We start from the raw sequence: 11083 nt of genomic DNA, 5'->3' as shown, positions 1-11083 counted from the left end.
AGGACCGGAACGAACTGCGGGCTGTCGCCGGCCTGTCCGGGCGTGAGGACGAACGCCAGCGGGCGGCAGCGCCTATCGGCCGCAAGATGGATCTTACTGGTCTTGTGTCCTGAACATGAAAGGGAGTTGGTAGTAGGACAACTTCTGGGAATGGTGCTGTGCGAGAGATGAAGGTTTGGCCCTTCGGAGTCGCCCTGCGGGGGGAGGCTCCAAACCGCCTCATGCTGCGCTGGCTGAAGACCGTCGTGGTGAGCGATGAGGAAAAGGCGTCGTGAGAGGCGTCAGGTGGGGACTGGAAAGGCGAACGCAAGTGAATCGCTGCTGACGTGTCGAAAAAGATTAAGGTGGCATCGAAACCGGGGTGTGACCAGAATCCCGGGATGAGCCTGGCGGGTGCCCGTCTATTGGCCAGGTGGTGTCCGGCATGTAGGCGACGCGAGTCCAGTCTGCTGCTTTCGCATGGAACAGGAGAAGGCAGGTCCCGACACGCCCCGCCATGTCGCGGGGGAGAGGGAGTGCCCCAAGTGGCGGACACCGCAAGGGGTCGAGTACCGACGCGGGGCCTGCTGGCGGACCGGCTCGTAGTAGTGACGAAGCCCCTGTAACGGGGGTGGAGCGAAGAGGCCGGGTCGTTCGTGACTGTGTTGATCACATCAACCGGACTGCGTCCGGGAGGAGTGCGATGGGCCAGTTGAAGTCTCAGATCAAGCCGTTTGATATCTCCAAGTGGGAGGTCAAAAAGGCATGGGAGGAAGTCAGGGCTAACAAGCGTGCACCCGGTGTGGATGGGCAGAGTATCGAGGACTTCGAGAAGGACCTGAAAGACAATCTGTACAAGGTCTGGAACCGAATGTCGTCGGGCCGTACTTCCCACCTCCGGTGCGTGCGGTGGAGATCCCTAAGCCGCATGGCGGCGGCACGAGAATGCTTGGCATTCCAGCTGTCGCCGATCGCGTGGCCCAGACCGTGGTGGCCCGGCATCTGATGCGAAGGGTGGATCCGATTTTCCACCCTGACAGCTACGGATACCGGCCCGGACGGTCCGCCTTAGACGCGGTGGGAAAGTGCCGGGAGCGCTGCTGGAAGCGGGACTGGGTGGTGGAGTTCGACATCACCAAGTTCTTCGACAGCGTGCCCTGGGACCTGCTGGTCAAGGCGGTGGAAGCTCACACCGACGCCGTTTGGGTGAAATTGTATGTGTGTGAGCGTTCACGTTTTTCCCCATCTCGGGTGGTTTGAGCGTCATGTAATTCCTCATCCCGACTTCTCCTAATTGGCCATGGGTACGACGGAGTTCGGGATCGAGGGACCTGGTCATCGCGGAGGCGTGTGGGCGGCCCTGGGCCTGTGGTTCGGAAGGCCGATGGTCAGCCCGGATGGCAAGGAGAACGTTCGTCGTGGTCGACATCACCGAGATCTACGTCCACTGGTACGCGGGCCGCTCGAAGAGCGAGCTGGCTGCGTCGCTGGGAGTGGATCGCAAGACGATCAGGAAGTACCTGGAGCCGGCGGAGGCGTCCGGGATCACGCCGGGCGGGCCGCCGATGCGTGAGGCCGACTGGGGCAAGCTGATCAAGGGCTGGTTTCCCGAACTCGCTGACCGGCGGCTGCGGCAGATCACGTGGCCGGAGATCGACCAGCATCGCGACTACATCAAGAATCTGCTGGGGACGGTGACCGTCTCCACGATCCACCAGCGGCTCCGGGACGAGCACAAGCTGGACGTGTCGATCTCCTCGTTCCGCCGCTGGGTGCATGCCACGCTCCCGGACGAGACGACAAGGTCGCAGGTCACCGTCTTGCGCGATGACGTCGAGCCGGGCTCGGAGGCTCAGATCGACTACGGCCACCTGGGCCAGTGGACCAATCCGAAGACCGGCAAGCGGCACCGGATCTGGGCCTTCGTGATGGTGCTGCCGTGCTCGCGGCACATGTTCGTCCGCCCGGTCCTCTACCTGCACCAGCACGCCTGGACCGAGGCCCACGTCGCCGCCTTCCGCTACTTCGGGGGCGTCCCGCGCCGGCTAGTGCCGGACAACCTGCGGACCGGGGTCGACAAGCCTGATCTCTACGATCCGAAGATCAACAAGGCGTATGCCGAGCTCGCCACCCACTACGGCGCCTTGGTGGATCCGGCCCGTGCTGCCCGGCCCAAGGACAAGCCGCGGGTCGAGCGGCCGATGCCCTACATCCGGGACTCGTTCTGGCGGGGTCGGGAGTTCACCTCGATCGAGCACATGCAGGCCGAGGCTGTGACCTGGAGCCAGAAGGTGGCGGGCCGACGCCAGTGCCGGCCGCTGCAGGGAGCCGCACCCATGGCGGTGTTCGAGGCCGTCGAGGCCGAGACCTTGCTGCCGCTACCGCCCACGCCTTTCGTGCTGGCCCGCTGGTCGACGGCGGTGGTCGGGCCGGACATCCACGTCAAGGTCGGACGCACTCTCTACTCGGTTCCCTGGAAACTGATCGGCCGCCGGGTCGATGTCCGCTCGACCGCCACGATGGTCCAGGTCTTCCTCGACGGCGACCTGGTCAAGACCCACGTGGCACTTGAGCAGGGAAAACGAACCGACAGGACCGACTACCCACCGGAAAAGATCGCCTTCCAGATGCGCACGCCGATCTGGTGCCGGACCCAGGCATCAGAGGTCGGGGACGCCTGCCGGACCGTCGTCGACCAGTTGCTGGAGGTCAACGCGCTCTACCGGCTCCGCGCCGCCCAGGGGATCCTCGGCCTGAAGAAGAAGTACGGCGACGCGAGGCTAGAGGCCGCCTGCGCGAGGGCCATCACGGTCGGAGATCCGTCCTACCGGACCATCAAGGGCATCCTGATCGCCGGCACCGAGACCGATCCGGAGCCCGAATTTAGCGGGGACGCGGGAGCCGCGGCCTTCCTCCACGGGCCCAAGCGGCTGTTCGCCTCCGTCGCCCCGTTCGAGACGGCGGATGAGCTCCACGACGACCAGGTCCACGGCGAAGTTGAGGGAAGCATCTGATGAGCGTGATGGATTCTGCCCTGCGTGAGTCGCTGAAGTCGCTGCGACTCTCGGGGATGCTGGAAACCCTCGATGCCCGCCTGGCCCAGGGCTGATTCAAAGTCGCGGTGATCTTGTTGTGGTGCTGGTCAGCTGATGCCCAGGAGCTTGAGTGGACGGGTGAAGGGCTCGTAGGACGCCTCGCGGAGTCCAGCGGCGATGTTGCGGTGCCCAGCGTCCCGGAGTGCGTTGATCGCGAGGTTGCGGAAGGTGGCCAGGTTCGCCGGTCCGTGGCCGGTGCGGATCTTCGAGGCGTCCTCGGCGAAGGTGGTGTCCCGGACGTAGTGGAGTCGGTTCTCGATCGTCCACTGTGACCGGGCCAGCTGGGAGATCCGCTGCGGGGAGGCTTCGGCCGAGGTCAGGTCCGTGATCGCGTAGACGGTCTCGCGGGTGCACTTGCCGCTCGCGGTGTCGACGCGGTAGCGCAGGATCCGGGCGGCCTGGACGGCGTGGGGGAAGTCCAGACCCAGGCCGGTGACGGTCAGTACCCGGGTGGCTCTCGTCTCCCGGCGGCCGTGTCCGGCCTCGCGGTCGTAGCGACGCGCAGTCACCTCCTTCCAGGGCAGTGAGCGCAGGGCGGCGAACAGGACGGGCTGATTGGCCTTGACCAGGAAGAGGAAGTGCGCCTGCTTCTGCTCGACGAGGAAGCGGACGTGAGCGGTCTGGGTGTGCAGGGCATCGGCGGTCACCACGACATCACGCAGGTCGAACGGCGCAAGCAGGGCGGCGAAGCAGGTGATCTCGTTCGTCTTGTCCGGCACGGGCAACTGGCTGACGGTGCGTCCGTCGCCGGTCATCACGGCCAGCAGGTGCATGGCCGGGACGGCACCGTGACGCGAGCCGCGGGCACACTTTCCGTCCACCGCAACGGTGTCGGCCCCGGCAGGGTCCTGGCCGGTCAGGTCTGCCAATCCGCCCGGACACACCGCGATCACGACCCGGCGGATGGTGGACAGCGACGGCGCGACACACACCCGAAGTGCCCCGGCAGTGCGAGCGCCGAGCCGGGCCAGGGTGTCCTGCGGCGCCGCCCTGGACCACTGACCGATCGCCGCCCACGAGCGGGCACCGGCTGTCACCGCGCACGCCGCGACCAGCAACACCGTCACGAACGGGTGACGCACTCCACGCCGCCGGCGCGGATCGGGCAGCACCGCCAGCCGGTCCACGAGCGACGGCAGCACACGATGCTGACGCGACGGCGACTTGATCAAGCAGACGGTGGCAGACTGACGGCACATCGAAGCTCCGGCTGAGAACGGCGACTTGGCAAGGTCATCCGTCTTCAACCGGAGCTTCGTTGCATCCGTCGTGGTCCCCGAACCGATCGTCACGCCCCTGTGACCAGGCACCCCACAAGATCACCACGACTTTGAATCAGCCCTGTGGCGGTCGGGCACGCTTCCGGATGGATATGGCGTAGGGCCGGACCTCGATCGGTCCAGCCCTACGCCGTGTCAGCCAAGGCGGCCGATGTGGATGACCACGATGGTGACGGTGACCTCGGTGATCTCATACAGGACCCGGTAGAGCCCGACGTGCATCCGACGCAGATCCGGGGAGCCGTAAGGGGTGCTGCCCTCAGGCCGAGGCTGGTCGGCAAGGAGGTCGACCGCGTCCATCAGCTGCCGCAGCCCGACGGGGTCGTCCTTGAGAAACCGGGCGGCCGCGTCGATGGCGGTCTCGTCCCAGACGATCGCGTACGTCACCCACGCTCCAGACCGAGGCGGGCGCGGACGTCGTCATGCGCGATGGCTCGCGCGGCGCCGGCGGACTGGCGCTCCCGGTACAGGGCCAGGGCCAGGGCATCCTCGAGGTCGGCGAGCTCCTGGGGGTTGATGAGCACGGCCGCCGGCTGGCCGTGGTCGGTGATCGTGATGCGTTCCCGCGCGTGGGACGCGCGGCGGACCAGCGAGCCGAACTTCGCCCGCGCCTCGGTGATCGGCAGAGTCTCACTCATGTACAGAACTGTACACTTCGCGCGCTGTCATGCCCCGCGGAACGTGGACGCTTCCAGCCCTGCCGAGATCACATTCTCAATGTCCCACCGGAAGACGGCCATGGCTGGGTGCGAAGGCCCGGAAACGATCGGCGGGCCGGACGGAAGGAAGGGCCCTTGCACGTCGGCCGCACGACTCTCCTGATCGCACCCCTCCTGTTCCGCGCGCCTGTCAAGTCACGAGTTTCCGTGACATGACCCCGTCCTGTGGTTCAGGCGCAATGAAGTCATTGATGTGCAGCCTGGCTGCGCGTCGCCCACTTACCCGCCCCATCCCGTTCCTACTCAAGGAGCCTCCCGTGACTCTCACACCGAACGAGCGCCTTTGGCCCGTCCGCGTGACCGCGAGCGCCCTGGCGCCCGGTCGCTCCCCTCCGACTCGGCGCGCGATCCGATGTCTATCTACGATCTCCTTCACAGCGGCAGCTGCGCCGCTCTCATCCTCGCCTGCACCATGGCAGGCTCCTACGTCCTGCTGGTGATGATCGTGCTGATCTGCCCCAGCAGCATGCGGGGAAGGGCAGCCAGGGATCTCCTGAGCCTGCACCCCTTCTCCAGGAACGACTCAGCCCCTCAGCGGAGTCAGGCAGACGACTCCAACGCACCGTGATGTCAGCAGGAAAGTGCGGTCATGGTGTACCGCCAGTGACAGCCGTCGCCCCGCTTGCCGACCAGCCCACGCCCGAGAACAGCGCCGACTACGGCTTTTCATGGAAGCGCCGGATGCACGTTCGGGCGCCACCGGGTTCTGTACGAGACCCGCTGGAGGAAGCCCGGGCGCGCTCGGCGTGGCCGGAGCGCTACCGTACGGGCACCTCGACTTCCTGAGAGGCGTCGGTGGCTGCTACTTCTGTCCGGCCGGAGTGGGTGTCCCTACCTTCCGATGTTCGCGCGTACGTCGAGTCCCGTCTCGAGGTCTTGGTGCTTCAAGCCGAGGGGAAGACGGGTGGGTTCACTCCCGGGGTGGCTTCCCGCATGCTCCTTGAGGATGGACGGCGTGTGTTTCTCAAGGGCATGGATGCCGGGCATCCCGTTCGCGCCGCAGTACGCCGCCGAAGTCACCGTCACCCGGGTTGCTTCCCGAAGGGGTGGGCCCTGGGGTGTTGTGGTGGTCGGCACCTGAGGAGAGCGGGGGCTGGTGGTGGCTGTGCCTGGAGGACATCCCTGGCACGATGCCGGTCCTCGCTCCCGGCGCCGAGGACACCGTGCGGGCGGTGGAAGCCGTGGGGCGAGCCGGGCGCGCTCTGACCCCGTCACCGCTGTCCGGCGCCCGGCCGATCACGGAACTGGCCGGGCGGTGGCTCACCGGCTGGGCGGCCCTGAGCATGGACGCTCCGGCCGACCTGGATTCGTGGGTGGCACGGCACCTTGAGCAGTTGTCGTGTACGACCAGGTACGGCAGGCCGCCAAACGACGGAGCCGGAGCCGCCCGTCGGCCGGCGGTGCCGGAGGGCGGAAAACCGTTGCGGGGCGACGACGGCCTCCCCGTAGGCTCCGCGCATGAGTGCGAGGAATTCGACGGTCCGTGCGGTCAACCGGCTGACCAGCCGCTGGGCCGAAGCCGCGGTCGCGCCCGACGGGCGTACCGGAACCGTGCTGACCGCCGCCGGGGTCTGGCCGCTCCTGGCCCTGCTGGCGGACGGGGCGGGCGGCCCGGCCCGGGCGGAACTGGCCGGGGCGCTCGGCATACCCGCGGACGGGGCCTCGGCTGCGGCCCGGGAGCTGCTGGCGGCGCTGGGGCGCGTACGGGGTCTGGAGGCCGCCGCCGGGTTGTGGGCGCGGGCGGACCTGCCGCTCGATCCGGAGTGGGCGGCCCGGCTGCCCGAGGGGGCCCGGGGTGGGCTCACCGGCGACCGGGCCGCCGACCGCAAGCTGCTCGACGAGTGGGCGTCCGCGCGGACGGGCGGCCTCATCGAGCGGATGCCGGTGCAGCTGACCGAGCACACCAGGCTGGTCCTGGCGTCCGCCCTGGCGCTGCGGCTCCGCTGGATACGGCCGTTCCGGGAGTGGCCGGGAACCATCCCGGAGGGTCCGTGGGCCGGCCGGGAGGTCCTGCGGCTGCTCCGTACGACCTCGCTGCTGCACCGCGTCCGGGTGGCGGGGACGCCCGCCGGGCCCGTCACCGTGCTGGAGGTGGTAGGCGACGCAGGGGTGGACGTCCACCTCGTTCTCGGCGCCCCGGACGCCGCGGCCGGGCGGGTGCTGGCCGGCGGCATCGCCGCCGCGACCCGCGCCGTGCCGTGGGTGGACGGCTTCTCCCTGCCCGAGGGCACGCCCGGACCGGGACTCCGGGTCGGCGTCGGGGCGGCGTACCGGCCCGAGCCGCGGCTGAGCGTCGACACGGTCGCCTTCTCCGTCGACGCCGAGCACGACCTCCTGGAACACGCCGGGCTGTTCGGCCTGGAGACGGCCCGCACGCGCGCGGCCGCCGGACACTTCCCCGGGGTCAGCCGCGACCCGCTCCTCATCGAGTCGGGCAGCCAGTCGGCCATGGCGCGGTTCCACGCGAAGGGGTTCGAGGCGGCCGCCGTCACCGCCTTCGGCGTGGCGGCGGGCAGCGGCTTGCTGCCGCCGCCTCCGTACCGTGTACGGACCATCGAGGTCCGGTTCGACCGGCCGTTCGGCTTTCTCGCCGTGCAGCGGTCCTCCCGGCTCGTGCTTGCCGCGGGGTGGGTGGCCGAGCCGCTCGCCTACGTCGAGGCGGAGTACGAGGAGGACTGGGACGACGAGGAGTGGGAGGACGAGGAGTGGGCGTAGGCGGGGGGTGAGCGGGCGGTGTTGCCCTGCCACGGAGTCGCGCCGGCTCGGGTGGCTCATAGGGTGGAGCCAGCACCACTCCGCGGTGATCCCCCGGCTGCAGAGCGGGGGCCAGGCGCGTGGTCGTCGCTCCCGTGAGGCCGAGGCCGAGCCCGTTCTTCGTGTGGCGGCCGACCGCACCGCCTCCGGGAGGCGCGGATGCTGAAGGCTCCGCTGCAGCCCCTGAAGAGGGGCGATCACGGCCCCGAGGTCGCGGCGCTGTACGCCTACTTGCGCAGTTGGGGTACCCGCCGCACTCCGCGCGCCGACCACTACGACGAGCTGCGGGGCGACGCAGTGCGCCGGTAAACCAGGAGTTCTTCGGGCTCGAACCCGACGGCGAGGCGGGCGAGCACACCCTGGCGCAGCTGCGCCGGCGCGCTGCGGGGTGCCGGACCTGTTGCCCGGCACGACGGCGGTGCCCCGGGCCGTGCCCACGATCCGAGCCTGGCCGCGCACGGACCTGACCTACGGGTTCATGCGCCGCAACTCCGATCTGTCACCGGCACAGGTGACGCCCGCGGTCTCGCAGGCCTTCGCCACCTGGGCCGCGGTGACGTCGCTGACGTTCACGCACGGTCCCCGCCGCTCGCGGTGAGCGGTGCCGTGCAGGCGCTCGCCCTGGCCGTCCGCTTCGGACCGGCCTTCGACCGTACACAGGGGCGGGCCGTGCAGGCGCTCACGCGGCGGTACCGCGTGGACATCTCGTCGGCTTCCTCGTCCGCGAGGACGGCGATCCGCCCGCCTTCCTCGGTACGCCGCCCTTCGGCGACAACCCGTTGGTGCTCGGGCATGCCTGGCCGCGCCGTCCGCGGCGGCACCGGAATCCTTCGCCGGCGACGTCCATTTCAACGAGCCCCCACGTGGACGAACAGGCCCGGCCTGCTCACCGCTTCCAGGCCGCCGCGGTGCACGAGATCGGCCCTGCCCTGAGCCTGGGCCACACGACTACCGACACCGACTCCGTGATGACCGCCTCCGGCGGCGACGGAAGGCGCGAACTCTCCGCTGTGGACATCGAAGCCGTCCAGAAGCTCTCTACGGGCCGACCCGCTGGCCGCGCGACGCGACGGGCGGCTGCTGAGCGCCACCCAGGGGGCGCCGGGCGCTCTATTTGGTCCGTTCATGACAGTGGGTGCATGATCAGCAAGTGGTCGACCGTTTGACGGCAGGGGTGGGGTTGTGAAGGCAGGGCGGGCTGTGCGTGGTCTCGCGGCGCTGGTGCTCGCGGGGGCGGGGGTGGCGGGGTGTTCCGCGGAGTCGGACGCCGCCGGGCCCCTTGGGAAGACGGCTGACGCCGTGGCGAAGGCAGGGGCGGCCGAGGTCAGCGTACGGGTGACGTCGCCACACACCGGCGGCCGGCCGGTGGAGATCAAGGGCGCCTACTCGTGGGCCAACGGGTACACCATGGAGGCTCGGAAGCCGGCCGGTTCAGCGCTGGAGGAAGCCGGCAAGGGAGGCACCGCCGCCGTGCGCCTGGTCCAGGACTCGTACTTCTACGAGACCGAGGACGACCCTGAGGGCAAGCGCTGGTTGAAGGTCAAGGCCGCGGAGGTGAGGGAGGCGTCCGACGCGGAGGCCCTCGGCGGGCCGGAGAACGCCGTCTCCGCGATCACGGCCCTCACGTCGGCGAAGGACGTCGCCCGGGTCGGCGAACAAGATGTGAACGGCAGGTCGGCCACCCGCTACAAGGCGACCATCCCGCTGGGGAAGCTACATCAGGACGCCGAGAGGCCCTGGCACGGCGTGGTCCCGAACGGTGTCGACATGGTGGCCGAGGTCTGGGTGGACGGCAAAGGCGTGCCCGTGCGGCTGTCCCAGACAGCGGGCGCCACCACCGTGGTGACGGACTTCCTGTCCTTCGGCGTCCCCGTCGTCGTCTCCGCCCCTCCGGCCAGAGAGACCGCCGAGAGCGGGGCCTAGCTTGACTCTGTCGGGGATCTTGGAATCTCCCGGCGCGGCAGCGTGATCTGCGGGCATGTTCAGGGCAGTTCCGAAGGCTGATGCGGTTGTCGAGGTGCCTGTTGTCACTGCGTGCCCGTTCTGGTGAGCAAGTCCCTTCTCTGACCGTGCAGATGGCGCGGGCGAGCAACCTGGGCGGTACGACAGCGATGTGGGTAAGAGACCGCCTCGACGGGTTGTGGTGCGACGAGGACTTCGCCGACTGGTACCCGCGCGACGGCCGCCCCGGCATCTCACCCGCCCAGCTGGCCATCGTCTTGTGCTGCAGTTCCTGCTCGGCCTGTCGGACCGGCAGGCGGCCGAGGCGGTTCGCTGCCGCATCGATTTCAAGTACGCCCTGGCCATGGAGCTGGACGACCCAGCCTTCCACCACAGCGTGCTGGCCGACTTCCGCGAGCGCCTCACCCGGGACGACCGCGCCGACCGCCTCCTCGACCTCGCACTCGCACGCCTGAAGGAGGCCGGCTTCGTACGCGAGCGCACCACCCAGCGCACAGACTCCACCCACGTCCTGGCGCGGTGCGCGATCTGACCCGGCTGGAACTGGTCACCGAGGCCGTCCGCGCCGCGCTGGAAGAAGCCGCCCGTACGGCCGGGCACCTCCTGGTCGATCTGGTCGACGAGGAGTGGGGGCGCAGTTGTCCGCGCAGCGCGCGTCCGAGAGCGGAGGGACGAGCCGGGTGTACCACCACCGTTGGACGGTACGGATGCACAAGGTCCGGCAGTGGTACCCCAGCATTCAGGAGCACCGTGTGCTCTGGCGCGGTCCGTACATCAAGGGCCTGGCCGACGCGCCCTTCATGGTGATGGAGAAGGCGTACGTCGTGGACTGAGACTGGGGAGCGCGGCGGGGCAAAGCGACCGCCGTGCGAGCTCAGCCGCCGCGCATTTCCCGAACCCGACGTCGTTTCGGACGGTGCGCCGGCTCCGCTCGATTGCGGCGCTTCAATGCGCTGTACAGGGCGTCCCACTTCAGGCGTGCAGTGCGTACGGGTGACGGAATCGGCCACGCCTTGGCGGGAAACAGACAGTGAACCCTTGCCCCCCGTTTGTGAGGTGCGCCACTCCGGTTAGACATCCTGTCGGTGTCATGTCATGAAGTGTGGCCCAAAAGGGCAGGTCATTCCCCATTTGACACCTGGTCGCGCATTACTGTCTGCATCGAACATCTTTCCGTGCGTGACATTCGTGGGGGCGCGCATGCGTGTTCGGCCCTCAGCGCCGGTTGAGTGAACGCGCACCGGCGCACTCGCGCCGCATCACCTTCCGGCCCTCAACGAAGAGGACTCATGAT

At 68.8% G+C, this 11083-nt stretch carries 11 protein-coding genes and 1 pseudogene; 8 read left to right on the top strand and 4 right to left on the bottom strand.

Annotation, left to right across the window (positions count from 1 at the left end):
- Window positions 1–110, bottom strand: a pseudogene (locus ACFVGY_RS36990) (IS5/IS1182 family transposase); the annotation flags it as partial.
- A gap of 778 nt (window positions 111–888) precedes the next feature.
- On the opposite strand from ACFVGY_RS36990, the gene ACFVGY_RS36985 reads away from it, so the two are divergent.
- Together ACFVGY_RS36985 and istA are read left to right on the top strand one after the other, a co-directional pair.
- Complete coding sequence (locus ACFVGY_RS36985; RefSeq protein WP_385686760.1) at window positions 889–1239, top strand: reverse transcriptase domain-containing protein; 351 nt, start codon at window positions 889–891, stop codon at window positions 1237–1239.
- A 158-nt stretch (window positions 1240–1397) separates the two neighbouring features.
- Window positions 1398–2993 carry an IS21 family transposase gene (gene istA / locus ACFVGY_RS36980; RefSeq protein ID WP_385686763.1) on the top strand — a complete coding sequence of 532 codons (1596 nt, stop codon included), beginning with the start codon at window positions 1398–1400 and terminating at the stop codon, window positions 2991–2993.
- A gap of 128 nt (window positions 2994–3121) precedes the next feature.
- Here the strand turns inward: istA and ACFVGY_RS36975 are convergent, their stop codons facing one another.
- From ACFVGY_RS36975 to ACFVGY_RS36965, 3 genes are all read right to left on the bottom strand, one after another.
- Window positions 3122–4273, bottom strand: a complete 1152-nt coding sequence (locus ACFVGY_RS36975) for an ISAs1 family transposase (protein WP_385686757.1) — start codon at window positions 4271–4273, stop codon at window positions 3122–3124.
- Between the two features lie 216 nt (window positions 4274–4489).
- Window positions 4490–4741 (bottom strand): type II toxin-antitoxin system RelE/ParE family toxin, encoded by a 252-nt coding sequence (locus tag ACFVGY_RS36970; protein ID WP_385686754.1) that lies wholly within the window; start codon window positions 4739–4741, stop codon window positions 4490–4492.
- Complete coding sequence (locus tag ACFVGY_RS36965; RefSeq protein WP_179175958.1) at window positions 4738–4992, bottom strand: type II toxin-antitoxin system Phd/YefM family antitoxin; 255 nt, start codon at window positions 4990–4992, stop codon at window positions 4738–4740. The genes ACFVGY_RS36970 and ACFVGY_RS36965 overlap by 4 nt, the downstream gene beginning before the upstream one ends.
- Window positions 4993–6531: 1539 nt before the next feature.
- Here ACFVGY_RS36965 and ACFVGY_RS36960 point away from each other — a divergent pair.
- The 6 genes from ACFVGY_RS36960 to ACFVGY_RS36935 all read left to right on the top strand — a co-directional run bounded on the left by ACFVGY_RS36960 (window position 6532) and on the right by ACFVGY_RS36935 (window position 10622).
- Window positions 6532–7788 (top strand): serpin family protein, encoded by a 1257-nt coding sequence (locus ACFVGY_RS36960; RefSeq protein ID WP_385686751.1) that lies wholly within the window; start codon window positions 6532–6534, stop codon window positions 7786–7788.
- Between the two features lie 198 nt (window positions 7789–7986).
- The gene (locus tag ACFVGY_RS36955; protein WP_385686748.1) at window positions 7987–8136 is read left to right on the top strand and encodes a hypothetical protein; all 150 of its coding nucleotides are present in this window, start codon (window positions 7987–7989) and stop codon (window positions 8134–8136) included.
- A 121-nt stretch (window positions 8137–8257) separates the two neighbouring features.
- Window positions 8258–8425 carry a matrixin family metalloprotease gene (locus ACFVGY_RS36950; protein WP_385686745.1) on the top strand — a complete coding sequence of 56 codons (168 nt, stop codon included), beginning with the start codon at window positions 8258–8260 and terminating at the stop codon, window positions 8423–8425.
- 737 nt (window positions 8426–9162) lie between these two features.
- Window positions 9163–9750, top strand: a complete 588-nt coding sequence (locus tag ACFVGY_RS36945) for a hypothetical protein (RefSeq protein WP_385686742.1) — start codon at window positions 9163–9165, stop codon at window positions 9748–9750.
- A 298-nt stretch (window positions 9751–10048) separates the two neighbouring features.
- Window positions 10049–10321, top strand: coding sequence for a transposase (locus ACFVGY_RS36940; RefSeq protein ID WP_385686739.1), 273 nt, complete (start codon window positions 10049–10051; stop codon window positions 10319–10321).
- Window positions 10322–10427: 106 nt separating this feature from the next.
- Window positions 10428–10622 (top strand): hypothetical protein, encoded by a 195-nt coding sequence (locus ACFVGY_RS36935; protein WP_385686736.1) that lies wholly within the window; start codon window positions 10428–10430, stop codon window positions 10620–10622.
- Window positions 10623–11083 lie beyond the last annotated feature (461 nt).

Origin of the sequence: Streptomyces sp. NPDC127106, from assembly GCF_042677605.1 — a bacterium.
Classification (GTDB): Bacteria; Actinomycetota; Actinomycetes; order Streptomycetales; family Streptomycetaceae; genus Streptomyces.
The sequence above is the reverse complement of the archived record's forward strand: the minus strand, read 5'-3'. Positions and strand labels throughout refer to the sequence as shown.